This is a genomic window from Ralstonia sp. NFACC01 (genome assembly GCF_900115545.1).
Taxonomy (GTDB): domain Bacteria; phylum Pseudomonadota; class Gammaproteobacteria; order Burkholderiales; family Burkholderiaceae; genus Ralstonia; species Ralstonia mojiangensis.
Genome location: NZ_FOWV01000001.1, coordinates 322,601 through 346,657, shown reverse-complemented (window position 1 = coordinate 346,657; position 24,057 = coordinate 322,601). Strand labels below are relative to the sequence as shown.

Here is a 24,057-nt window from a genome sequence, read left to right as displayed (position 1 = left end):
AAAGGCGGCGCTGTCATCTTGGCCTAAGGTCAGCCGACGGTCGGCTGCACTGCGGGTTCTGCGGCCTCTTCCGCCGCTTCCTCTTCTGCCGGCTCATACTTCGCCACCACGGCGGTGGCCAGGCTGTTGCCGATCACGTTGGTGGCCGTGCGGCCCATGTCGAAGAACTGGTCGATGCCGATAATCAGCAGCAGACCCGCTTCCGGCAGGTGGAACATCGGCAGCGTGGCCGCCACCACCACCAGCGAGGCACGCGCCACGCCGGCCATCCCCTTGCTTGTTAGCATCAGCACCAGCAGCAGGGTGACCTGTTGGGTGAAGCTCATCTCGATGTTGTAAGCCTGTGCGATGAACAGCACCGCAAACGCCTGGTACATCATCGAGCCATCGAGGTTGAACGAATACCCCAGCGGCAGCACGAAGCTGGAGATGCGCTTTGGCACGCCAAAACGGTCCAGCGCCTCGATCGTCTTCGGGTAGGCGGATTCGCTGCTTGCCGTGGCAAACGCCAGCATCGTCGGCTCACGAATCAGCCCCAGCAGGCGGCCCAGCGACCGGCCCAGCAGCAGGTAGCCAACGAAGAACAGGATCGACCACAACAGCGCCAGACCCAGGTAGAACTCGCCGATCAGCTTGCCGTAGGTCCACAGCACGCCCACGCCTTCCACCGTGATGGCAGCGGCCATGGCGGCAAATACGCCCAGCGGCGCAAAGCGCATCACGTAGTCGGTAATGCGGAACATCAGCTTGGTCAACTCTTCCAGGCCACGGCCGATCACGCTGTCCATCGGGTTCTTCATCGTCGACAGCGCCGCGCCGAAGAACAGCGAGAACACCAGGATCTGCAGGATCTCGTTGGTGGCCATGGCCTCCACGATGCTGCGCGGGAACACGTGCGTGATGAAAGCCTTGAGCGTGAAATCACCCGTCTTCAGGCCCGACGTGGCCGACACATCCGGCAGCGCGAGGTTCATGTGCACACCCGGCTGGAAGAAGTTGACCAGCAGCATGCCCAGCGCCAACGACGTGGCCGATGCACATACAAACCAGATCATCGCGCGCAAGCCCACGCGGCCGACCGAGCGGCCGCCGCTCATGCTCGCCAGGCCCGTCACCAGCGTCGAGAACACCAACGGCGCGATGATCATCTTGATCATGCGCAGGAAGATGTCGGTGATGATGCTGAAGTACGAAGCGATGTCCTTGGCCGCCGCGGCGTCCTTGGCATATTCGTGGCAGCCCCACCCGACGGCAATGCCCAGCAGCATTGCCAGCCCGATATGGGAGGTCAGACGTTTGGTGTTCAAGACTTTCTCCAAGGAATACCGTGGCCGGAGGGCCGGCGCGCGGCAGACGCGGATCTCATGGGGCCAAGGGCCGGCCCAAGTTCGTCACGCTTTGTAAAAAGCGACGATATTAGAGAAGCGCATGACGATCGTTATGTCGATGTTGCATGGCACCATGCAATTTCTGCATACATTGATATGATGCCGTCGACACCTTGCTGCGATGCCGCACGGGCAGTGGAATCAGCCGGTCAGAAGCGGATTATTGAGCCGCACGCAATGCCGTCGCGGCGTACTAACAAGCGACTTTTTGGGCACATGGAATGCGACGCCTGCGCCACGAAGCCGCTGATACCATCATGGGCTTACGTCACCCACCGGAGTCCCGCGATGAAAATGGCGCCCTTCGCCTTTGGCACGACCGACTGGTCCGCCGTTGAACCTACCGAACACACCGGCGAGACCGGCATGGCGATCTGGCGCACCCGTTACTTTGGCGACGAGCCGGACCGCATCCGCGTGCGCATGGTCGAGTACACGCCCGGCTACCTGGCTGACCATTGGTGTAAGAAGGGCCATATCCTGTTCTGTCTGGATGGCGAGCTGGAAACCACGCTGGAAGACGGCCGCAAATTCACCCTCACGCCCGGCATGAGCTACCAAGTGGGCGACAACGCTGAAGCCCATCAGTCGTACACCAAGAACGGCGCCCGGCTGTTCATCGTCGACTGACGGCGACACGACCTTTCTGCGTCGCAAATGGCCCCGGTTGACCGGGGTCAAGCGATTTAAAAATCAAGGTCTTTAGGGCTCATCGACCACAATATGTAGTGCTAGTCTCACTCCATACCACTAGATGGAGTACCTCATGACGGGCACACAGGTCACCAGGCAAGTCACCAAGCGCGACGGTTCATTGGCCCCGTTTGACGCGCAAAATATCCGCCAAGCCATCGCGGCAGCCGGACAGGCCACTGGCGAATTCGACACCGCCGAAGCGCAGCGCCTGACCACGGGCGTGCTCGAACGTCTCGCCCCGCTCCCCTGCCCCGGTATCGAAATCATCCAGAACTGCGTGGAAGAGGTGCTGGTCGACGCCGGTTATTGGCGCACCGCGCGTGCCTACATCGTCTATCGAGAGCAGCACGCCCGGCTGCGTTCGCTCAAGCACACGCTGGTCGATGTCGAGAGCACGATGGACGAATACCTCGAGCAGCGCGACTGGCGTGTCAATGCCAACGCCAATCAGGGGTACAGCCTCGGGGGCCTGATTTTGAACGTGGCGGGCAAGGTCACCGCCAACTACTGGCTCTCGCATGTCTACAGCCCCGAGGCGGGCACCGCGCACCGCGAGGGCGACATCCACATCCACGATCTCGACATGCTGTCGGGCTACTGCGCAGGCTGGTCGTTGCGGCAGTTGCTGACGGAAGGCTTCAACGGCGTGCCGGGCAAGGTGGAAGCGACGCCACCGCGGCATATGTCCGCGGCCATCGGGCAGATCGTCAACTTTCTCGGCACGCTGCAAAACGAATGGGCCGGCGCGCAGGCGTTCAGCTCATTCGATACGTACATGGCGCCGTTCATCCGCCGCGACGCGATGTCGTATGCGGCAGTCAAGCAGTCCATGCAGGAGCTGATCTACAACCTGAACGTGCCCAGCCGCTGGGGCACGCAAACGCCGTTCACCAACCTCACGTTCGACTGGACTTGCCCGGCGGATCTGCGTGAGCAGATTCCGTACATCGGCGGCGAAGAAATGCCCTTCACCTACGGCGATCTCCAGCCCGAGATGGACATGATCAACCGCGCGTACATCGAGGTCATGATGGCGGGCGATGCAAAGGACCGCGCGTTCACGTTTCCGATTCCGACCTACAACATCACGCCGGACTTCGATTGGGAGCACCCCAACACCACGTTGCTGTTCGAGATGACGGCACGCTACGGGCTGCCTTACTTCCAGAACTTCCTCAACTCCGATCTGGAGCCGCACATGGTGCGCTCGATGTGCTGCCGCCTGCAGCTCGACCTGCGCGAGCTGCTCAATCGCGGCAACGGGTTGTTTGGCTCGGCTGAGCAGACCGGCTCCATTGGGGTGGTGACGGTGAACTGTGCGCGATTGGGTTATCTCTACGCGGGCAACGAGGTGGCGCTGCTGGCGCGGCTTGATACGCTGCTCGCTCTCGGCCGCGACGTACTGGAGGTCAAACGCAAGTTCGTCCAGCGGCTGATCGACCATGGGCTGTATCCGTACACGCGGCGCTACCTGGGCACGCTGCGCAACCACTTCAGCACGCTCGGCGTGAACGGCATCAACGAAATGGTGCGCAACTTCACCCACGATGCCGACGACATCACCACGCCATTCGGTCACGCCATGGCGGTGCGCCTGCTCGACCACGTGCGCCAGCGCATGACCGAATTCCAGGAGGCGACCGGCCATCTGTACAACCTCGAAGCCACACCCGCAGAGGGCACGACCTACCGCTTCGCCCGCGAAGACAGCAAGCGCTGGCCAGACATCCTGCAGGCCGGTACGACAGAACAGCCGTACTACACCAACTCCAGCCAGCTGCCCGTCGGCTACACCGACGACCCGTTCGAAGCACTGGCGCGCCAGGAAGCGCTGCAGAGCAAGTACACGGGCGGCACCGTGCTGCACCTGTACATGAACGAAGCGATCTCCTCGCCGCAGGCGTGCAAGGAACTCGTACGGCGCGCGCTGGCGAACTTCCGCCTGCCGTACATCACCATCACCCCGACGTTTTCAATCTGCCCGAAGCACGGCTACCTGTCCGGCCATCACGCGTTCTGTCCGAAATGCGATGCAGAACTGCTGGCACAGCAGCCTAGCGGCAAGTGCAACTGCACAACGGCGGGCACTCCAGGTTCTTCCACCCACCTCCATCACGAAGGAGCCTCCGTATGAACACCGTTGCACACACCACCAACCACACCGCTGCACTCGACGACACCCAGCGCACGCGCTGCGAAGTCTGGACCCGCGTGATGGGCTATCACCGGCCCGTCAGCTCGTTCAACATCGGCAAGCAAGGGGAATTCCGTGAACGCCGCTTCTTTGTTGAAGACCGCGCCCGCTGAGCCACCGCACTGCCCGCCGCCGGCCATCGGCGGCCTGGCACCGTTTTCCAGCGTCGACTGGCCGGGGCAGCTTGCGGCAGTAGTGTTCGTGGCCGGCTGCCCGTGGCGCTGTCATTACTGCCACAACCCGCACCTTCAAACGCGAGCACGCACGCTGGACTGGGACGACGTCTTTGCGTTTCTGCGGCGCCGCGTAGGGCTGCTTGATGCGGTTGTCTTCTCCGGCGGTGAACCGCTGAGTGAGCCGCAATTACCGCAACTGATGCGCGACGTGCGCGCCCTGGGCTACAAGATTGGCATGCACACCGGCGGCATTTATCCGGCGCGTCTGGCAGACGTACTGCCGCTGATGGACTGGGTGGGGCTCGACATCAAGACCAGCGCACCGCGCTACGATGCACTCACGGGCCGCCGCGGCAGCGCCGCGCCGGTCGATGCGTCCCTGGACCTTCTGCTGCAGAACGGCGGCGCATTCGAGTGCCGCACCACGTGGCACCCCGACTGGTTGCCCGAACCGCAGCTTCTTGCGCTGGCGCAAAACCTCAGCCAGCGCGGCGTGAAACACTACGCATTACAAGCCTACCGAAGTGCCCCCGGAACCCCTGCCATCACGCTGCCCAGCAAGGGCACCCAGCGCGCATTGGCCGCCTGTTTTTCTTCTTTCTGTTGCCGGTGACACCATGCAAGACCCCCTCAATGTGGGCGATCTGCTCAAGCACAGCCCGCTGTTCCTGGACTTCGACGACGATGACATGGCTGTGCTCACGCGCGACAGCCATGCAGTGCGCGTGTTGCGGCACGACTTCGCGTTTCATCGTGGCGATCGCGCCGATGGCTTCTATGTTGTGGTGGTCGGCGCGATCAAGCTTGTGTTGCCCGGTGCGCACGGCCAATGCAAGGTCATCGAATTCTTTGGCCCGGGCGAGTGTTTTGGCGAGCCCTTCATGTTCCTGAACCGCCCTTACGCGGCAGATGCGCAAGCCATGGAAGACAGCCTGCTGGTCTGGATCGACAAGCGCGCCATCGACGATGCACTGCACGTGCATCCGCGCCTTGCGCGGCAGATGCTCGCGGGGCTGTCCGCGCGCCTGCACACGTTGATGTGCGACATCGAAACCGTGAACCTGCAAAGCGCCAATGAACGGCTGATCGGGTATCTGCTCTCGCTGCCGCGCAAGTTTGACCGCACGCGATTTCCATGCAGCAAGAGTCTGGTCGCGTCCAAGCTGGGGCTGGCACCGGCCACGCTTTCCCGCACGCTGCGTCAGTTGATTCGCGACGGACTGATCCGCGTGGAAGGCCGCGAAATTGTCATCCCGAATACCACGGCGTTGCAGCGTCAGCTCATCGCAGGATAAACGCAGGAAGCCAATGCGGATCAATCGCCTGCGGTGTCGAGGCGATGCCGGAGCGTGTTGACGGCGTCATCCACCAGCGCGGCGGCGGCAGTCAATTCATCGTCGCTGCAATCGGCGTGATAACGCTTCTTGGCGCCGCACTGATTGAGCACGAGGTGAATGTCCGGCGCCACGCCCGCCGTTGCCAGGCAGGCCTTGACACACGCCAGCGCGCAACCGTCGAGCGCGAGAATGGGCCGCCCGCTGCGTGCTGTCTTGACGAGCGCGCGCACCCCACCGCCGACACCGCTGATGCAGGACATCTCTGCCCTGCCTGCGCGGTCCAGATCAACGGCCAGGCGGTTTGCCGCTTGCGCCACGCTTGAACAACCCGAGCATGCATAGACGAGCGGCAATGCACGTGATGACATGGCACCCCTCGCTACCGCGATTGCCAGCGTGCAAGCCACGCCGGGCGTGCAGCCGCATCGAGCCAGTTCTTGACGATCAGCCCAAGCTCCGTGTCGCCCGCAATCTTGAGGCGGCGTTGGAAAAACAGCGTATCTGCGTCGGCAGTGCCGCGAATGAGCGCAACGAAATCGCCCACGCCGGCACGCAACTCCAGTTCGGGTTCGGGGCTTGAAACGGAGAGCGTGTGGAACGCTCCACCGCGGCAGCAAAAGCAGGCGCGCAGGCCGAGGTCTTCCACGGTGATGGCAAAGCGCCGCCCCTCCAGTTCCGGGGGCGGCGTCAGCCAAGACAGGCGCCGGGCCAGATCGAGGCCCAGCACAAACGGGAACGATGTCAGCGGCACCGGCAGGCTGCGCGCCATGCGGACGAGCATTTCGGGTGGGCGGAGTCGCGTCATTGCGGCGCCTCCAGCCATTCAATGCCTGACTGGCCGTGCCAATAGCCGTTGCAGCGTCCCATGCCCTCGGGCGGCTGCACGTCTTGCACGGACTGACCTAAGCGCAGGGCATCCAGTGCAGCCACGGCGTCCAGCGTGCCTTGCGATTGCGGGCTGACACGCAGCACCTTCACGCCCAGCGCAGACAGCGCGGGCGCCTGATCGAGAATGTCGAGACATTGCCCCGATTGCGTCTGGATACCATTGATGGCGAGAAACTCCTGCCCTTCGCGCGTGCGCACGGCCAGGCCATCCGGATGCTCGATGCAGCGGAAGCCGCAGTCGTCCTTGTTGAGGCGAAAGTGCCGCGCCGTAAAGCAGCGTGCAGAAAATGCCAGCGGCAAGCGTCCCCACACCATTGCTTCGATTGCCAAGTCGGCAGGCTTCTCATGCATCAGATCGGCCAGTGTGGCCTGGCTCATCTCCAGCGGCATGACCGCACGCACGGCACCCAGCCCGGCCAGCCATGCCAGTGTCGCGCCGTGATACGCGTTGCAATGCGGCCCTGCAACGAATGGCCGGCCGTTCAGCAACCGCACAGCGCCAAGCTCGCCGGCTTCGACCATCCAGTCGTCCTGCTGACATTGCTTGCGCAACGCCTGCGCCTCGGCACTCGTTTCGATGAGCGTGCGCGTCGACAGCACCACCGACTTGCCGGCCTCGCGCAGCATGGCCGCGATATCGAGCCAGTCGTCCGCTCGCAATTCGTGGCGGCGGCTGCAGACCGTCTCGCCCACGTAGACGATGTCGACAGGGCTGGCGGCGACTTCTGCGTAGAAGTCAAACGTCTGTAGCCGCGGCCAGTAATACAGCAGCGGACCAAGCGAAATTTCGTAGGACATGATGTGCCTTTCTATTTCCAGGGCCGGTCAAACGCGCCTTGCGTGACATGCGCGCCTTCTGCGTGACGCACGAGTGCGGCCTGCCAGTCGGGCTTGACGGAGAAGCGCGCCGGATCCGCCTCTGCCGTGTCCAATGCGTCGCGCAATGTGGCCACCACCTGCGCAACGTACGCCGGACTGCGCTGGCGCCCCTCGATCTTGATTGCCGACACGCCCATGGCGAGCAGCCTGGGCAGCAAGCTGAGCGCATTGAGGCTCGTGGGCTCTTCCAGCACGTGGTCGATCTCGCCGTCGACTAGGAAGCGCCCCTTGCACAGCGTCGGATACCCGGCCGGCTCACCCGGTGCGTATTGATCGATCATGATGTTGTTCAGGCGGGCATCCAGGCTGCCGTCGCGCTCCACCCAGCGCACCGCATGCGCGGGTGAACACACGCCCTTGTTGTTGGGCGAATCGCCCGTGGCATACGACGACAACAGGCAACGCCCTTCGGCCATCACGCACAGGCTGCCAAAGCCGAACACCTCGATCTGCACCGACGTCTGCTGGATTACGCGTTCGACTTCGGTCAAGGTCAGCACGCGCGGGAGCACAGCGCGGTGAATGCCGAACTGCTCGCGCATCAGCTCGATGGCGCCGGCATGCGTGGCCGAACCCTGCACGGATAGATGCAGCCGAAGGTTCGGATAGCGGTCATGCGCATAGGCCATCAAGCCGGGGTCGGCCAGGATGACGGCATCGGCGCCCAGCATGTAGGCAGCATCGATTGCCATGCGCCACTCAATGGCGCGGCCGGGCTGCGGAAACGTGTTGATGGCAAACAGCACCTGGCGACCTTTCCGATGCGCATATTCAACGCCAGCGCGGATGTCACTCTCGGTAAAGTTCAGGCCGGCGAAGTTGCGCGCGTTGGTCGCATTCTTCAAGCCGAGGTAGACGGTGTCGGCCCCGGCCTCCACGGCCGCCTTGAGTGCGGCCAGGCTGCCTGCTGGCGCCACCAGTTCAATGGGGGAAACGTTCTGTGTCATGGCGGCCAGTCTGCGACTTGTCCGCCAATGTGGTTTTGCGTTCCGTCAATCGGGTGCAAACGCTCGCGAGACACGGCGAAACGTCAGCAGCGCCCGGCACAGCATCGCACCCAGCCACACGTGCGACAACGCGAACAGCACGCCAGCAATCACCACCATTCGTTGAGGCTGTAACGGCACCAGCAACAACGCCAGCAACACGAGCAGCAGCAGGCGGGCATGCCAATGCTGTCGGCGCTCGCCGATCAACGTTTGCATAGCCGGCAGCCGCACATGCCGCGGCACCCGCCTACGCAGATGCATCCAGATCATGAACGGGATGATCTTGCCGAGCATCGCATTGACAGGCAGCACGCCGCCACCCACGAGGGCCAGCACGCCCATCTCCCACGCGACGGGCCAGTCTGCTGGCAGCCAAGACGTGGTCAGACCCAGCACGGCAACCACCAGCCAGGCGACGGAAGCGGCCAGCCACAGCCGCCAGCCCGGATCGTGCCGACGACGCGCGCTGCGCAGTGCATGCATGCCCGCCATCGCCAGCGTTGCCAGGGCGAGCCATCCCCATGTCTGCCAAAGCACCGCGCCGCGCCCGACGCTCCACAGAGTGCCAATGATCAGCGGCGCCCACAGCCACCACGGCATCAGCCGATGCCAGCGCTCCGGCAAACGCCGCGTCTGCCAGAACATCGGCAACACTGTCGACGCCACACCCGCGACCAACGTGGCCAGCCAGCCGCCGAGGCCCCAGCCGACATGCAGAGCCAGCAGCCTGGGGGATAGCGCAAACCATCCGCTGGCCAAGGCCGTGGCAAGCGTCGCGCCGCTCACCAGCGTTGCCAACACGGCCCAGCCGATGCAGCGCAGTGTTCGCACCGTCGCATGCGTGCTAGGCGTCTGCACCACGCGCATGCCGGCAAGAATGATCAACGCGGCGGGCACGGCCAGCAGCGGCGCCCCCATCCATGCAGCCAGCACGAACGCGCGATGATTTGCGCCCAGGAAACCGGTCGCCAGTGCAGATGCCGTTGCCACGCACGAGAGCGACACCCATGGCGACACCCATCTCGCGCCACGCACAGGCACGCCGGCCACCACGGGAAGCAATTGAAATAGCGCACCGAGCATCGCCGGCAAAAGCACGCCCACGGCCAAGGCATGAACCAGCGCGAGCGACAGCGGCGCGAATCGGTCAGGCAAACCCGCGGATGGCCCCAGCGCTAATAGAAGACCCGCCGCGGCGCCTATCCACGGCACCGGCAGCAGGCAGCCGAACACCACGCCGGCGGGCGGCATGCGTTCGTAGAAAAGCGTGGGTGTAGTTGACATCGGGCCGACCGGATATCTATCCAGCCGACCACGTTAGCGCAGCCGCGTCTGCATGCGCTTGATATGCGTTAAGCGTCAGCGCAGTGTGAATCCGATGGAGCGCCGCTCGCGCAGTTCCGGCTTGATGGAATGCTCCTGTCGCAATTGTGCGAGGAAGGATTCCGGGTCAAGCGTCTCGCCCAACAGCAAAGACTGCTGCTTGACCACCGCAAAATCGCCCGGCGTGAGCATGTCGAGCGACGCCAGCATCTCGCGCCACACAGGCTTGAGCGCCTCAGCTTTGCCGCCCAGCGCTTCCGCAATGAACATCTGCTCGCGCTGCGCACGCACCAGCGGCTTGAAGCGGATCTTGAACGCAAACCGCCGCAGCGCCGCTTCGTCAATCCGATCAAACAAGTTGGTCGTACAGACGAAGATGCCGTCAAAGCGCTCCATGCCCTGCAGCATCTCGTTGACTTCCGACACTTCGTAATTGCGCACCGCACCCTGGCGGCTCTGCATGAAACTGTCCGCCTCGTCGAGCAGGAGCAGTGCACGCTCCTCTTCGGCTCGCGAAAACATCGCTGCAATCTGCTGCTCGGTTTCGCCGACGTACTTGCTCATCAAGTCCGACGCACGGCGAATCATCAACGGCATGTCGAGCTGCGCAGCAATGTGTTCGGCCAGCACCGTCTTGCCCGTGCCCGGCGGCCCGTAGAAGCACAGCGTGCCGCGTCGCCGCACGCGCAGCGCTTCGATGATGCGCTCGACGGAAAACCGCGTCTCCAGGTTCAGATAATCCAGCTTGTATTCAGTCACGACGCGATGCGCCTGCACGTCTGGCCGCAAGCCCATCGCCTGATCCGCGTGGTCGAGCTGACGCTCGATCAGTGATTCGGCGGACTCTTCCATTGCCGGCTGCGTCAGGCGCGCAAAGCGTGCGGCAGAATCGATTTGCGCAGGTGTGAGCGTCTTGCGCGCCGCCAGCTTGGCCATGAACGCGTCCGACACCTCCAGCCCCTCCAGGTGCTTGCGGATGATGCTCTCGCGCACCGTCGCCGGCGGCACCTTCAGCTCAAGATGGAACTGGAAACGGCGCAGGTATGCCGGGTCGATCTGGCGGATGGAATTCGACACCCAGATCACCGGCACGGGGTTCTGCTCCAGCGTCTGGTTCACCCACGCCTTGCCGTTGACGGAGCCCCGCGGCTCTTCGTGGCCGAAGAGGCTCATCAGCTCACGCGTCGGGCCGGGGAATACGTCTTCCACCTCGTCGAACAGCAGTACCGCGCCGGGCCGCCCGCGCAGGAACGCCTGCGACACCTGCAGCGAGCGGTAGCGGTCTTTGCCCGTGAGGCTGTTGCCGTCCTTGTCGAGGCAATCCACTTCGTACAGTTCGCAACCGGCGTCACGCGCCAGCACTCGGGCCAGTTCCGTTTTGCCGGTACCAGGCGCGCCGTACAGCAGGATGTTGACGCCCGAGGCGCGCTGCTGCGACGCGTTCTCCAACAGCGCGGTCAGGTAGCGCGCGTCGGTTTCCACATGCGGGTAATCGGACTGCGACAGCGTGGTCGGCGGTGCCGGGCGCGTGAAGACGGCCATCATGTCCGCCTCGCTAGCGTAGTCGCCCAGCAGCACGTGCAGCAGGCGGTCGGAGATGCGCATCAGATCGCCCAGGTCGGTGACGCTGTTCTCCGGCAGCGGCGGTTCGATGAGACCCAGCGTCTCCAGCCGCGAACCGGGCCGCAATGACGCAGCAATTTCGGACGTGCTTGCGCCCGCCAGGCTGGCGAGCAGCTGGAACGCTTCCTGGCTGTGCGCGACCTTGCAATCGACCATCACTGCGCGCAGATCGCGCTTGTATTTCACCAGGGAGGCAAACAGCAGCAGCGCGCGTTCGTGCGGCGGCAGGCCGAGCACGCGGGCCAGCATGTCGATGTTGCCGACCAGCAGGACACGTTCACCGGAGAGCCGCTCGCCCAGCGCATCGCACGACGCGCCGAACACGGTGAACATGTCCTTGGCGTGATGCTTGACGTACTCGTCGAGGTAATAGAAGAGCGAGCCTTCATCGAAGGCGCTACTCCACTGGCCGTGGCGGTCCATGAAGGTGGGCAGGTCGAGCTTGCCGACCGCGCGCCAGCCCGGCATGTCGGCGCAGCGTGCAGACAGAAAGCGCTGCAGCCGCTGGATGACCGTCACGGGCCAGATCAGCTCCGGCGCGCACACGGTGAGGATGTCATTGATATTGGTGCGCAGGTTGAAGCGCAGGCCCATCGCGCAGACCGTGCGCAGCGCAAACTGCGCGCACATGGAATCCAGCGACGACAACAGCAGCGCCTGCGGCTGCCTGCCGCCCGTGGGGACGAACGTACCATCGTCGTCAGCGTCGTCCATGTTGAGGTTGGCTTCATCCATGGTCGCCCCCTTCTTCCCCGTTTCACGGTTGGCCGGCCGGTCACCGTGTTTGAATGATTTTCATCCTAGCGCGTTTGCGCACACAGCGTACCCCGGGTGGACCCGTGTCTTTGCAAGTTGCGAGCCCGCAGCGCCTCGAATGGCCAACCGCCTGCACAGGCAGTTTCTCGCCATCAGCCGTCTGGACGTGAGCCTCACCCCACGAAAGAGAGGGAATTGCGCGCAAATAGGAATCATTATCGTTTATACTTTGCCTATCGACCCAATAGACTGAACGCAAACTGTGCTCGGTTGTCGCAACACTGTTGCAGTTGCGGGCCTACAATACCTGTCACGCTGGCGGCGACCCCGCCGGCTTCAACGCTAGGCGCCATGGAATTGCTCCTGAGTCTGCTCATCAGCATTGGGGTTTCATTGATTGTTTTCGGCAAGCGCTGACGCTGCGCCGCTTTCGTTGTTCATCCCACCACCATCGCATTGCATTCCTTTTTTCTGCTTTCGATTCCCGGTCGTTGATGATTCACCCTCGTACTCTCAAGATTCTGGTGGTCGTGCTGTTGCTGCACGCGGGCGTGCTGATGCTGATCCAGCTTGGCTTGATCGCCCCGCGCCCGCCTGTCGAAGAACCACTCGAAATCCAGGCGCACATCATTCCGGCCGCGCCTGAGCCGATCAAGCAACCGGAGCCGCCCAAGCAGCAGCCGATCAAGCAAGAGGCGCCCAAGCCCGTCAACATCGTCAAGCCGGTCGCGCAACCCAAGCCCACGCCGATGCCGACGCCCACGCTGCCGCCGTCGGACAACGCGCCCGTGGTGCCTGCCGCACCGCCCACGCCGCCGGCACCGGCTCCAGAACCTGCTCCCGCACCGGCACCGGTTTCATCTGGCCCGATCAGCGTCGGTATCAACGACATCCAGTGCAGCGATCCGCCGCTCGTCTATCCCAGCATGTCGCAGAAAATGGGCGAGGAAGGCCGCGCCATGGTCAAGATCTCCATCGGCACGGCCGGTGAAGTCACCAACGTGGCGGTCACCTCGTCGTCCGGCTCGCCGCGCCTTGACCGTGCTGCCACCGACGCCGCGCGTGCCATCAAGTGCAGCCCTTACAAGCAGAACGGCCATGCCGTGCCCGTGGTGGCCAGCAAGCCGTTCGTCTTCAAGCTCGATAACTAATTCGATCCCGCTTCTCGCTTAGCCTCTCGCTCAATTCAGGACATTCATCATGCAGGAACTCGGTCTTTCCCACCTCTGGACACAAGGCGATATCGTCACCCGCGCCACGGCGATTCTGCTGCTCATCATGTCGCTCGCCTCGTGGATCGTCATCTTCACCAAGGCGTGGGACATCGTGCGTCTGAAGTCGATGGCGCAAGGCGCTGAAAAGCGTTTCTGGCACTCGGACGATTTCGATCACGCCATGCAGACGCTGGGCTCGGCCAAGGACAACCCGTTCCACACGCTGGCGCAGACCGGCCGCGAGGCCGCGCAGCATCACCGCGCGAGCCAGCCGCAGCTGCACGATGTGATGGACATCTCCGACTGGATCACGCGCTCGCTCAAGAGCGCCATCGATGAGGCCGTGGGCCAGATGCAATCGGGCTTGGCCGTGCTGGCATCGGTCGGCTCAACTGCACCGTTCGTCGGCCTCTTCGGCACGGTGTGGGGCATCTATCACGCCCTGCTCGGCATCGGCGCCGTGGGCGTGCCGACCATCGACAAGGTGGCTGGCCCTGTGGGTGAATCGCTCATCATGACGGCCTTCGGTCTGGCCGTCGCCATTCCGGCGGTGCTCGGCTACAACGCGCTCACGCGCGGCAACAAAGCCATCATCGCCAAGCTCAACCGCTTCGCGCACGATCTGCACGCCTACTTCGTGACAGGCGCGCGCCTGCGCCCGGGCGCTTCGCGTGATGAAGCCGGCGTGCGTCTGGCGGCAGTCAAGCAGCAGTAAGGAGCGGCCATGTCCTTCGGATCTTTCGACAGCGACGACGAGGTGATGAGCGAGATCAACATGACGCCGCTGGTCGACGTCATGCTGGTGCTGCTGATCATCTTCATCATCACCATTCCGGTAATCAACCACGCGGTGAAGATCGACCTGCCGCGCGCATCCAACAAACCCGACGACGCCAAGCCGCAAAGCGTGAACGTCGAGATCAACGCAGACGGCCAGGTGTTCTGGAACAACCAGCCCGTTGACGAAGCGACGCTGCAGGCCGACATCGCGCAGGCCGCGCAGCAGCAGCCGCAGCCGGAAATGCACCTGCGCGCTGACCGCAACGTGCGCTACGAGCGCGTGGCGCAGGTGATGGCCTCCATCCAGCGGGGCGGCCTGTCGCGCATTGGTTTCGTGACGGAGCCGCAGCACTAAGGCGGCATCACCACGTTGCCCGACCGCCGTTCTCGCAGAACGTCCGGCGTCGCGGCACGGCTGGCTCACAGCACATCTACACGACCGGGCCTCGCGCCCGGTTTTGTTTTTTCAGGCGTGGATCAGCACATCGTCAGTCCACGCTTGTAATGATAACGATTCTCATTTAATCTATTTGGCATTCGCTGGAGACCCTTTGCCAGCCAACGTCTCAGCCCATGCTTCCGCCCGCCAGGACATCGCCATGAACGCTTCCGAACACCAAGACGCTGGACGCACCGTGACCCGCCGTCGTCACGTCATCGTCGCCCGTAAGCAGCCCGCTGACCTGAACACCGCTGCCGCAACGCCCGCGGCCCAGACCGTTCGCGATATGCCAGTCGCCACCATCGGCGACACGCGGACGATGACTTCTGAACAACTCTTTGCCGGTCAGAACGCCGTGGCCATACGCCACAACGGCGCAATCTACACGCTGCGCGTGACGCGCTTCGGCAAGCTGATTCTGACCAAGTAACACTGCAACACGCACCGGCTTTTGTGGGGACGTCTCTCTCAGGAGACATTCGGCCGTAGCCAGCCGTCGTCATTCCGCATTGCCGGACGACTGCCAGCCAAGCCCTTCTTTCTCCCCACCGCGCCCAAAGAGAAAGGGCGCGACCTCCGCCGCGCCCTTCCCTTTAAATCTGTTGCGTGATCGCGTATCAGCAAATCACGTTCACAGCGGCGATACCCGCCTTGGCGATCACGACATCCTCGGTCGACTTCACGCCCGACACACCGACCGCACCGGCGCAGACGCCTTCCACCATCACCGGCACGCCACCTTCGAGCATGCCCTGCAGATGCGGCGCCGACAGGAACGAGATGCGACCGTTGTTGATGATGTCTTCGTAGATCTTCGACTCGCGACGGCCCAGCGCTGCGGTACGCGCCTTTTCCGGAGCGATGTATGCCGAGATGGTGGCGCAGCCGTCCATGCGGCGCAGGCCCATCAGATGGCCGCCATCGTCTACCACGGCGATCGTCACGTTCCATTGGTGCGCACGCGCTTCTTTCTCGGCAGCGTCCAGGATCTTGGTGACATCGTCCTGGCACAGGCACGGTTTCGTTTTCATGACGTTCTCCTTGGTGGTTGTAATGCAATGGCGCAAGGGCTGCACAGAGCCCGTATTAGGCGAAAGTATGCCACTGGCATCGACCGCTTCCACGACTCTTCCTGAACCAATGACGCAAAAGAGCCGATACATTCCTGCGCTTCAGTATGGTTGAGGATCGTTCCGCTTGCGCCGTACGCCAGCGTTTCGCGGGACGTTGCGGGCCGACGTTAACACGAGGCTTCGTCAGAAAGATGCACAAAGAAAAAGCCCGGGTATCGCCCGGGCTTGATGTTGCGATGCGACAGCGCCTGCCGCTCTTCCTTTACGGCTGGCGATCGGTGCAGGCGCCATCGGTGTACGGGTCGGCGCGTTCCATTTTCGCGCCATCGGTGTACGGATCAGCGCGACTTACCTTGGCACCGTCGGTGTACGGATCGGCGCGGCTCACCTTGTGGTTGGCCTGATACGGATCGATCGACCCGGCGTGCGCGACCGCCGCGCCTAGCGCCAGGGCCAAGCCGCTTGCGGCCGCAACCAGGGTGCGCGTTGCAAAGCGTTGCGTGGTGACTTGCATGAGGACTCCTTTGGTCATGACACTGCGAACATGACGTGCGCCGCTGCGGCACACGTGTCCGCGTCGTTCACGCGGACGTCATATCGACCGGGTAGCGGGCGCCCAGTTCTGCACCGCGCTGCTTTGTCACGGGGCGGTGGCGCGCTTACCCGTCATCCAAATCCACGCACATGCCGTGCCACACGGGCACCTGCCGTCTAAGAAAAAAAGGCTCCCGAAGGAGCCTTTCTCTTGGCGGGTGCGCCGCTTAGCGCCAGTGGCCCCAGTGACGGCCATCGTACCAGCGATAACGCGGGCCCCAACGGTACCAGCCTGCGCCCACCACAACAGGTGCCGGGCCGTAAGCGGGCGGACCGTAATACACGGGCGCCGGGGCGTAATACGCCGGCGGCGGTGGCGCGTAGTAGACCGGAGGCGGAGGCGGCGGTGGGTAGTACACCGGTGCAGGGGCCACATACACAGGGGCCACCGGCACGCCAAACCCGATGCCGACGCTCACGTGCGCCGACGCCATCTGCGGCACGGCCAGCACTGCCAGCGCGGCTGCACCTGCAATCCACAGCACATTGCGTCGAATCATCTTCATCACCTGCAGCTGAAGCGCCGGGCGAATCCGTAGCCGGCGCGAAATACGGTATCTGTATTGTATTCAGAGCCGCTGACACAGGTGATACGGTGCTGGCGAATTAGTAACAGAACGTAACGCCACACCACCCACAAGGGACGCTCCGTCAGTCAAGCACGGGGCTGCAGTCGAACTCGCCGGAGGCGATCATCGCCTCGGCATACGCTCGCGCGGCTTCCAGCGCGCTCGCCGCACTCGGATACGTATTCGCCGATTCGCGCACGGTTGTACGGGCTAAGAGGGTCTCACCGTTGCTGGCGCGCAGGATGCTCACTTCGGCGCGCCAGGCTTGCGGCGAGAGTTCATAGGCAGATACCTCGATTTTGCAGTCGTCTCGGAAAGTCATGTGTCCTCCGGTTTGTATTGGATAGGCCTAGCTTCGTGTCAATGCACGAAAAGCCAGATCACCAGCAACACAAGCGCGGGAACACCCAAGAGCCACGCAACGAGATAGGGCATGACAACCTCCTACATGTTGATAGGCATGTAGGAAGTGTAAAGACGCGCGCACGGACAGAGTGTCGACCTCCGCCCGCGCCCTTTTGTAGGACTGTACCGAAATGACTGTCGGCCCACGCCGACGCTTCTCACCCGTACAGAGGAGCCTTAATGTGCCGCACCGTCCTTGACGGCTACGTCACTTGGCCTCAGGAATCGGCTCGCACCGCGTCTTCCGCCGCCTCTGCGGCGGCTACTTCCAGGCCGACCGATGCTTTGAAGAAATTCACGGCCGCCTCGGCGCCAGGAGGCGCAGCGTCCACTAGGTTCTCCGCGACGAAGCCCCATTGGCGGCGGACTTCATCACCGTGACGTTGCAAGGCGCGGGCGATCCCATTTTGGGTCTCCACGCCGATCTCAACAAAGTTGCGCGTATAGCCGGAGACGCGTTCGCCGGCAGGTTGCAGATAACGCGCTTGTGCGTTCCACCATTGGCCGGCGTCCTGCGCACCCGCAGCGTCGTGCAGGCAGTGCTCCGTCTCGCCAAGACCGGTCTTGAGGGCCTGCAGATTGAGCCCGATCAGGCGATTGACGCCGTTTACGGCCTCTTCCGTGACGGCCATCCAGGTTTCGAGCTGTGATCGTTGCAGAACGCCGAGTTGCTCCAGAGTCATCATGTCGGTTACTCCCTCGTGAGATCGGTAAATACGTCCAGCATGTGCCGGGCGTTTCAGTGTAGCTGCGCGCGACGCCGATTTCCTTGACCTCACCCGTTTGTCCTACATACGTTTCGGACGTCTTCGCCTGCGGTGCCGGCCATGTGCGCGTTAGAGTCGAACGCCTCATTCACCAAACCACGGAGTCACGATGAAACGTCTCGCCGCTGCCCTGATCGCTAGCGCCACCATTGCCGCCACACCGCAGGCTTTCGCGCAGGTCGCGGGCCACGCTGCGCTAGGGGTATCCGTTACCGAACTCGATGCCGTCATCAAAGGCGTGAGTGTGAAGAAGCAGGTGCTCGGCAAGCCGGTCTACAACGAGGGCAAGGAGAAGGTCGGCGATGTGCAGGACTTGATCGTGACGCCCGAGAATGCCGTCTCGTTCGCTATCGTTGGTGCGGGCGGCTTCGTGGGTGTGGGCCGTTATGACGTGGCCATTCCCGTGAATCAGTTCCAGTACGACCAGGGCAGGATTGTGCTGCCGGGCGCGACCAAAGACGCCATCAAGGCGCTGCCCGAATTCAAGTACGAGCGTCAGCCAAAGCCTGCCAAGGCCTGATGCCCGGGGGAACTTTGTCCTCCGCAGCCGCGCTGAAGGTGTGGGAATCGGCCGACACGCCTTTCAGGCAACCTGACCTGCACATACTGGCCTGCGTGTTCTTGAATGAAGATACACAGACGACAAAAGGAGTTTGTTATGCGTGCCTTCGTATCCTTGATTCTGGCGGCCGCATTGGCATCCGTCAGCGGATGCGCGGACATGACGCCAAAGCAGCGCAATACTGCGCTAGGCGCAGCCGCAGGTGGTGTCGCCGGGGCGGCCATCTGGGGCGGTCCGGGCGCCACGCTGGGTGGTGCGGCACTGGGTGGCGTGGTCGGTAACGCCGTCACCAAGTAGCCCCCCGGCGCGCAGCGATGCGCGCGCTGCAAGCTCGGGCCAGGCCATATCGCCTGGCCCTTTTTGTTGCCTGAGAGCGGCGCACTGCCATTGCACATTCCCCTCATACGCATATGCGAATGCCGGCGCATAATCGGCGTTTTGCAACGGAGGCAATGTGCGATACGAGCAAGAGGGTTTTGGCGTGAGCAGCACACCGATCCTGCGCGTCGAGGGCCTGCGCAAACGTTACGGTGACCAGACGGTCGTCGACAACCTCAGCTTCAGCGTCCGGCGCGGCCAGTGCTTCGGCCTGCTTGGCCCCAACGGCGCCGGCAAGACCACCACGCTGCGCATGCTGCTCGGGATGACGATGCCCGATGCGGGCAGTCTGAGACTGTGCGACGAGCCGGTTCCCGAAGCCGCACACCGCGCGCGCATGCGCGTGGGTGTCGTGCCGCAGTTCGACAATCTCGACCCTGATTTCTCCGTCTCGGAAAACCTGCGCATCTTCGGACGCTACTTTGGCCTGTCGTCCGCCACCATCCGCGAGCGCATTCCTACCCTGCTGGAGTTCGCGCGGCTCGAACAGAAAGCCGATGCGCCTGTACGCGCGCTCTCGGGCGGCATGAAGCGGCGGCTGACGGTCGCGCGCGCGCTGATCAACGATCCCGACATCCTCGTCATGGACGAGCCCACCACGGGGCTCGACCCGCAAGCGCGGCACCTGATCTGGGAGCGCCTGCGCTCATTGCTCGCCGCCGGCAAGACCATCTTGCTGACCACGCATTTCATGGAAGAAGCCGAGCGCCTGTGCGATGAGCTCTGCGTGATCGACAACGGCCGGAAGATCGCGCAAGGCAAGCCTCAAGAACTCATCGCGCGCGAAATCGGCTGCGACGTCGTTGAAGTCTATGGTGACGACCTCAACGCCCTGCGCACGCTGCTCACACCGCTCGCTGACCGCGTCGAAACCAGCGGCGAGACACTCTTCTGCTATGCACGCGATCCGCAGCCGCTGGTGGCCGCGCTGCGCACGCAGGCAGAAACGCACACCATGCCTGGGCTGCGCTACCTGCACCGCCCGGCCAATCTCGAAGATGTGTTCCTGCGCCTGACCGGCCGCGAAATGCGTGATTGAGAGAACCGCCCATGTCCACTGAAACCGCACTCACTCCAACGCAGAAACAGGCCTTTCCGCAGCCGCTGCTGCCACTGAACTTCCGCAACTGGCAGTACGTCTGGCTGCGCAACTTCATGGTGTGGCGCAAGCTGGCCATTCCATCGATGGCCGGCAACCTGGCCGACCCAATGATCTACCTGTTCGGTCTGGGTCTCGGGCTCGGCCTGCTCGTCGGGCGCGTTGACGGCGTGTCGTATATCGCCTTCCTGGCGGCCGGCACCGTGGCGTCCAGCACGATGATGTCGGCGAGCTTTGAGGCGATGTACTCCGCGTTTTCGCGCATGCATGTGCAACGCACGTGGGAGGCGATTCTGTACGCGCCGCTCAGCCTGGGCGACGTCGTCCTCGGCGAGCTGTTCTGGGCTGCCAGCAAGTCCGTGCTCTCAGGCCTGGCGATCATGTTGGTCGCGGGGGCGCTCGGGTATGCGTCGATGCCGCAGGCGCTGCTGGCTCTGCCCGTCATCGTGCTGACCGGCTTCACCTTTGCCTGCTTGGCGATGAACATGACGGCGCTTGCGCCCAACTACGACTTCTTCATGTTCTACCAAACGCTGGTGATCACGCCGATGATGCTGCTCTCGGGCGTGTTCTTCCCGCTGTCGCAACTGCCGGCGCCCGTGCGCGCGGCGACGAGCGTGCTGCCATTGCCGCACGCGGTGGACCTGATCCGCCCGCTGATGCTGGGTCGCACGCCCGACAACATCCTGCTGCACCTTGGCGTGCTGGTGCTGTACGCCGTGGCCGCGCTGCTGCTTTGTCTGTGGCTGCTCCGCCGTCGCATGCTCAAGTAAGGCACGATCGCAACGCCCAACAAAAAAGCCCGTCGCAATGACGGGCTTTTCTTTTGCTGCGTTCGAGATTTACTCGTTCACGGCAGAGCGCTGCAGGTGCAGCTGCGTACGCGGATCATCGTTCTGCGCATTCTCACGGTCGGCTTTGGCCGAGCTGTTGCGCGCGGCCTCCAGACGATCGAGGTAAGCCTCATCAATGTCGCCCGTCACGTACTTGCCGTCAAAGCACGAGGCGTCGAAATCCTTCAGCGCAGGATTGACGTCGCGTACGGCACGCTTCATGTCTTCCACGTCCTGGTACACCAGCTGGTCTGCGCCGATGATCTTGGCGATCTCTTCGTGCGTGCGGCCATAAGCGACCAGTTCGCCGCGCGTCGGCATGTCGATACCGTACACGTTCGGGAACTTCACCGGCGGCGCAGCCGAAGCGAAGATCACCTTCTTCGCACCGGCATCGCGCGCCATCTGCACGATCTCCGACGACGTCGTACCCCGCACGATGGAGTCGTCGACGATCAGCACGTTCTTGTCCTTGAACTCGATCGCCATGGCGTTGAGTTTCTGGCGCACGGACTTCTTGCGCACCGCCTGGCCCGGCATGATGAAGGTGCGGCCCACGTAGCGGTTCTTGAAGAAGCCTTCGCGATACGGCACGCCCAGGTGGTTGGCCACTTGCATGGCGGCCGGACGCGACGAATCCGGAATCGGCATCACCACGTCGATCTTGTCGGTCACCTCGCGCTTGATCTTCTCGGCCAGGTAATCGCCCATGCGCAGGCGTGCGTCGTACACCGACACGCCGTCCATGCGGGAGTCCGGACGGGCGAGGTACACGTATTCAAAAATGCATGGTGAAAGCACCGGGTTCGCGGCGCACTGCTTGGTGTGCAGCTTGCCCTCGAGATCGATGAAGATGGCTTCGCCGGGGGCCACATCACGCTCGAACTTGAAGCCGATGCCTTCCAGCGCCACCGATTCCGAGGCAACCATGTATTCGATGTCGCCATCCGGCGTTTCCTGGCTTCCCAGTGCAAGCGGGCGGATGCCGAACGGGTCACGCACAGCCAGCACGCCGTAGCCGGAAATCTCGGCAGCGATGGCATACGAACCGCGCACACGACGGTGCAGGCCTTCCACCGCCGTGAAGATGGAATCGCGATTCAGCGGGATGTCGTTGCTGGCGCGTTGCAGCTCGTCGGCCAGCACGTTGAGCAGCACTTCGGAGTCGGACTGCGTGTTGATGTGGCGGCGGTCACGCCGGAACATCTCGTCGCGCAGTTGATCCGAGTTCGTCAGGTTGCCGTTGTGTGCCAGCACGATGCCGAACGGCGCGTTGACATAGAACGGTTGGGCCTCTTCCTCGCTGGAGGAACCTGCGGTCGGATAGCGCACTTGACCGATGCCGCTCGTACCCGGCAGACCGCGCATGTTGCGCGTGCGGAACACGTCACGCACCATGCCGTTGGCCTTGTGCATGTGGAAAGTGCTGCCTGAAGCGGTGGCAATGCCCGCCGCGTCTTGCCCGCGATGTTGCAGGAGCAACAGACTGTCGTAGATCAGCTGATTGACGGGCGTGGCTGAGACCACCCCAACGATACCGCACATGTCGAACTCCAGCGAGAACGTATTTGGTGGCGCCCACACCCGTTGCGGGCGCCGAAAAAGCTTCCCGGATTGCCTAGCTTGTGGCCAGACGCTCCAGATCAATAGTGAACATACTTCGCGACATCCGGTGGCAACAACGGCTTGGCTGCCTGTACTGCCTGCTCCGCGTAAGGCCTTGTCATCGCATCGCGCCAGAACGGCTGCTCAGGCAGGCTGGTAAAACCGGCCACCGTCATCAGTACGAGGATGATCACGCCACCGCGTGCCAACCCGAACACCATACCCAGACCGCGATCCGCCGGCTTGAGCCCCGCGCTCGCCAGGGCCGCCGAGAGCAGCGCACCCACCAGCGAAGATGCAATCACCGTCACGATAAACAGTAGGACGAAACCGAGAACGGTGCGTGCGACCGGGCCGCCCGGCAGCGATTCCGGCATCCAGCCGGCCGCCACGCCTGAAAACGTGTATGCCACCCACGCCGCAAACAACCACCCGAGGAGCGCCAGCACTTCGCGGATCAGCCCCCGAAACAACCCAATCAGCGCCGACGTGACGATGATGAACAGCACGCCGTAGTCAAAGAAAGTCGGTTGCATCTGGCAGCGGCTCGGATTGACTGGCGTGGAATGCAGCGGGGTGAATCAGCAAACTTGGCGAGCGCGCTATGTACACGTTCGACCGCATTGTCATTGCTGCACGAGCTTCGGCGTCAGGCCGATCTGCTCGGCACGCTTCTGCGCCGCCTCGGCGGATGCACGATCGTTGAACGGACCCGCTCGCAGCAAGGCCAGATCGCCCTTCTCAGGCACCTTCTTGTGTTCGATGTAACCCGGAATCTTCTCGCTCTTGAGCTTGCCCAGCCAATTTCGGGCGCGGTCTTCGGAAGCGAACGCGCCAATCAGGAGAATGAACTTGCCGCCGTTGGCATCGGTGCTCGCTGCGGCCGTTTGCTGTGTGGGCTGGGCTGCCGGTTGGGCAGGTTTCGCTGTGGGCTTCGATTCAGCAGGTGGCGTCAGACTGGCGACAGGCTTGGGCGGTGTCGTCGGTTTGGTTGCAGCCGGCGGGTTCTGAGCCTCCGACGGCGCGTCGTTGCTCGCAACCACCTCTTCGCCTTGGTCAAGCGCCTGCGCCTGATCGGTCGACGAGGCTGCCGGACGCGACGCGGAACGCCGGCTGGCGACCTTCGGCTCATCGGTCGAGGCTTTGGCGCCACGATCAACCGGCTGATCCTGGATCTGCACGGCCACGGCATCGGTTACGGGGCGCGGCTTGGCATCAAACACGAGGGGCAACACGATGACGGCAGCGCCAACCAGCACCAAGGCGCCGATCAGCCGACGGCGAGCGCGTTGCTTTTGCGGGAGTTCGGGATCAAGGCCGTCGTCGTCATCGTCGGTGCGACGGGAGGCGCGGCTGCGAGCAGTGGACGATGCGCGCGAACCACGCACCGCATCGCGAGCGACATCGGCAGCACTGCCGGCGGCTGCGCCGCGTGTGCGTTCGCCTTCAGCGTTCTTGCGGGAGGAAAAGATGGAAAACAGTCCCAT

At 63.2% G+C, this 24,057-nt stretch carries 28 protein-coding genes; 13 read left to right on the top strand and 15 right to left on the bottom strand.

Annotated features, from left to right (window positions below):
• Positions 1–29 precede the first annotated feature (29 nt).
• On the bottom strand, positions 30–1,307 hold the full coding sequence (locus BM136_RS01640; RefSeq protein ID WP_092969718.1) for a dicarboxylate/amino acid:cation symporter: 1,278 nt from the start codon (positions 1,305–1,307) through the stop codon (positions 30–32).
• Between the two features lie 369 nt (positions 1,308–1,676).
• Here BM136_RS01640 and BM136_RS01635 point away from each other — a divergent pair, with 369 nt between their 5' ends.
• The 5 genes from BM136_RS01635 to BM136_RS01620 all read left to right on the top strand — a co-directional run bounded on the left by BM136_RS01635 (position 1,677) and on the right by BM136_RS01620 (position 5,749).
• Positions 1,677–2,018 carry a DHCW motif cupin fold protein gene (locus BM136_RS01635; RefSeq protein WP_092969716.1) on the top strand — a complete coding sequence of 114 codons (342 nt, stop codon included), beginning with the start codon at positions 1,677–1,679 and terminating at the stop codon, positions 2,016–2,018.
• A 136-nt stretch (positions 2,019–2,154) separates the two neighbouring features.
• Entirely contained in the window at positions 2,155–4,218 is a 2,064-nt protein-coding gene (locus tag BM136_RS01630; protein ID WP_092969714.1) for a ribonucleoside triphosphate reductase, read from the top strand.
• A complete protein-coding gene (gene nrdD, locus BM136_RS25065; protein ID WP_139219326.1) occupies positions 4,215–4,391 on the top strand; it encodes an anaerobic ribonucleoside-triphosphate reductase in 177 nt (58 codons plus the stop codon). The genes BM136_RS01630 and nrdD overlap by 4 nt, the downstream gene beginning before the upstream one ends.
• A complete protein-coding gene (locus BM136_RS01625; RefSeq protein WP_092969713.1) occupies positions 4,354–5,067 on the top strand; it encodes an anaerobic ribonucleoside-triphosphate reductase activating protein in 714 nt (237 codons plus the stop codon). The genes nrdD and BM136_RS01625 overlap by 38 nt, the downstream gene beginning before the upstream one ends.
• Before the next feature lie 4 nt (positions 5,068–5,071).
• Complete coding sequence (locus tag BM136_RS01620) at positions 5,072–5,749, top strand: Crp/Fnr family transcriptional regulator (protein WP_092969711.1); 678 nt, start codon at positions 5,072–5,074, stop codon at positions 5,747–5,749.
• 20 nt (positions 5,750–5,769) lie between these two features.
• Here the strand turns inward: BM136_RS01620 and BM136_RS01615 are convergent, their stop codons facing one another.
• The 6 genes from BM136_RS01615 to BM136_RS01590 all read right to left on the bottom strand — a co-directional run bounded on the left by BM136_RS01615 (position 5,770) and on the right by BM136_RS01590 (position 12,228).
• A complete protein-coding gene (locus BM136_RS01615) occupies positions 5,770–6,159 on the bottom strand; it encodes a putative zinc-binding protein (protein ID WP_092969709.1) in 390 nt (129 codons plus the stop codon).
• An 11-nt stretch (positions 6,160–6,170) separates the two neighbouring features.
• Positions 6,171–6,596, bottom strand: coding sequence for a ubiquinone anaerobic biosynthesis accessory factor UbiT (locus BM136_RS01610; protein ID WP_092969707.1), 426 nt, complete (start codon positions 6,594–6,596; stop codon positions 6,171–6,173).
• Positions 6,593–7,477 (bottom strand): U32 family peptidase, encoded by an 885-nt coding sequence (locus tag BM136_RS01605; RefSeq protein ID WP_092969705.1) that lies wholly within the window; start codon positions 7,475–7,477, stop codon positions 6,593–6,595. Before BM136_RS01605 ends, BM136_RS01610 begins: the two co-directional genes overlap by 4 nt.
• Positions 7,478–7,488: 11 nt before the next feature.
• Complete coding sequence (locus BM136_RS01600; RefSeq protein WP_092969703.1) at positions 7,489–8,505, bottom strand: ubiquinone anaerobic biosynthesis protein UbiU; 1,017 nt, start codon at positions 8,503–8,505, stop codon at positions 7,489–7,491.
• 45 nt (positions 8,506–8,550) lie between these two features.
• Positions 8,551–9,831 carry a DUF2339 domain-containing protein gene (locus tag BM136_RS01595; RefSeq protein ID WP_092969701.1) on the bottom strand — a complete coding sequence of 427 codons (1,281 nt, stop codon included), beginning with the start codon at positions 9,829–9,831 and terminating at the stop codon, positions 8,551–8,553.
• Positions 9,832–9,906: 75 nt separating this feature from the next.
• Positions 9,907–12,228, bottom strand: coding sequence for an AAA family ATPase (locus BM136_RS01590; protein WP_092969699.1), 2,322 nt, complete (start codon positions 12,226–12,228; stop codon positions 9,907–9,909).
• Between the two features lie 515 nt (positions 12,229–12,743).
• On the opposite strand from BM136_RS01590, the gene BM136_RS01585 reads away from it, so the two are divergent.
• The 4 genes from BM136_RS01585 (at position 12,744) to hemP (ending at position 15,115) form a co-directional block, all read left to right on the top strand.
• A complete protein-coding gene (locus tag BM136_RS01585) occupies positions 12,744–13,400 on the top strand; it encodes an energy transducer TonB (protein ID WP_092969697.1) in 657 nt (218 codons plus the stop codon).
• Between the two features lie 49 nt (positions 13,401–13,449).
• Complete coding sequence (locus BM136_RS01580; protein ID WP_092969695.1) at positions 13,450–14,178, top strand: MotA/TolQ/ExbB proton channel family protein; 729 nt, start codon at positions 13,450–13,452, stop codon at positions 14,176–14,178.
• Between the two features lie 9 nt (positions 14,179–14,187).
• The gene (locus BM136_RS01575; RefSeq protein WP_024975369.1) at positions 14,188–14,598 is read left to right on the top strand and encodes an ExbD/TolR family protein; all 411 of its coding nucleotides are present in this window, start codon (positions 14,188–14,190) and stop codon (positions 14,596–14,598) included.
• 244 nt (positions 14,599–14,842) lie between these two features.
• Positions 14,843–15,115 (top strand): hemin uptake protein HemP, encoded by a 273-nt coding sequence (gene hemP, locus BM136_RS01570; protein ID WP_092970693.1) that lies wholly within the window; start codon positions 14,843–14,845, stop codon positions 15,113–15,115.
• Positions 15,116–15,302: 187 nt separating this feature from the next.
• On the opposite strand, the gene BM136_RS01565 is transcribed toward hemP, so the two are convergent.
• The 5 genes from BM136_RS01565 to BM136_RS01545 all read right to left on the bottom strand — a co-directional run bounded on the left by BM136_RS01565 (position 15,303) and on the right by BM136_RS01545 (position 18,012).
• Positions 15,303–15,716 (bottom strand): GlcG/HbpS family heme-binding protein, encoded by a 414-nt coding sequence (locus tag BM136_RS01565; protein WP_024972523.1) that lies wholly within the window; start codon positions 15,714–15,716, stop codon positions 15,303–15,305.
• Between the two features lie 304 nt (positions 15,717–16,020).
• On the bottom strand, positions 16,021–16,272 hold the full coding sequence (locus BM136_RS01560) for a hypothetical protein (protein WP_092969694.1): 252 nt from the start codon (positions 16,270–16,272) through the stop codon (positions 16,021–16,023).
• Positions 16,273–16,519: 247 nt separating this feature from the next.
• The gene (locus tag BM136_RS01555) at positions 16,520–16,858 is read right to left on the bottom strand and encodes a hypothetical protein (RefSeq protein WP_175537053.1); all 339 of its coding nucleotides are present in this window, start codon (positions 16,856–16,858) and stop codon (positions 16,520–16,522) included.
• A 145-nt stretch (positions 16,859–17,003) separates the two neighbouring features.
• Positions 17,004–17,243, bottom strand: coding sequence for a hypothetical protein (locus BM136_RS01550; protein ID WP_092969692.1), 240 nt, complete (start codon positions 17,241–17,243; stop codon positions 17,004–17,006).
• A gap of 301 nt (positions 17,244–17,544) precedes the next feature.
• Complete coding sequence (locus tag BM136_RS01545) at positions 17,545–18,012, bottom strand: phasin family protein (protein WP_139219325.1); 468 nt, start codon at positions 18,010–18,012, stop codon at positions 17,545–17,547.
• A gap of 190 nt (positions 18,013–18,202) precedes the next feature.
• On the opposite strand from BM136_RS01545, the gene BM136_RS01540 reads away from it, so the two are divergent.
• From BM136_RS01540 to BM136_RS01525, 4 genes are all read left to right on the top strand, one after another.
• On the top strand, positions 18,203–18,613 hold the full coding sequence (locus BM136_RS01540) for a PRC-barrel domain-containing protein (RefSeq protein WP_092969690.1): 411 nt from the start codon (positions 18,203–18,205) through the stop codon (positions 18,611–18,613).
• A 138-nt stretch (positions 18,614–18,751) separates the two neighbouring features.
• A complete protein-coding gene (locus BM136_RS01535; RefSeq protein ID WP_004634401.1) occupies positions 18,752–18,952 on the top strand; it encodes a glycine zipper 2TM domain-containing protein in 201 nt (66 codons plus the stop codon).
• Between the two features lie 157 nt (positions 18,953–19,109).
• Entirely contained in the window at positions 19,110–20,072 is a 963-nt protein-coding gene (gene nodI / locus BM136_RS01530; RefSeq protein ID WP_092969688.1) for a nodulation factor ABC transporter ATP-binding protein NodI, read from the top strand.
• Between the two features lie 11 nt (positions 20,073–20,083).
• The gene (locus BM136_RS01525) at positions 20,084–20,905 is read left to right on the top strand and encodes an ABC transporter permease (RefSeq protein WP_092969686.1); all 822 of its coding nucleotides are present in this window, start codon (positions 20,084–20,086) and stop codon (positions 20,903–20,905) included.
• Positions 20,906–20,974: 69 nt separating this feature from the next.
• Here BM136_RS01525 and purF read toward each other — a convergent pair whose 3' ends face one another.
• The 3 genes from purF to BM136_RS01510 all read right to left on the bottom strand — a co-directional run bounded on the left by purF (position 20,975) and on the right by BM136_RS01510 (position 24,057).
• Positions 20,975–22,510 carry an amidophosphoribosyltransferase gene (purF, locus tag BM136_RS01520; protein ID WP_092969684.1) on the bottom strand — a complete coding sequence of 512 codons (1,536 nt, stop codon included), beginning with the start codon at positions 22,508–22,510 and terminating at the stop codon, positions 20,975–20,977.
• A 98-nt stretch (positions 22,511–22,608) separates the two neighbouring features.
• Entirely contained in the window at positions 22,609–23,106 is a 498-nt protein-coding gene (locus BM136_RS01515; RefSeq protein ID WP_092969682.1) for a CvpA family protein, read from the bottom strand.
• A 90-nt stretch (positions 23,107–23,196) separates the two neighbouring features.
• Positions 23,197–24,057, bottom strand: coding sequence for an SPOR domain-containing protein (locus BM136_RS01510; protein ID WP_092969680.1), 861 nt, complete (start codon positions 24,055–24,057; stop codon positions 23,197–23,199).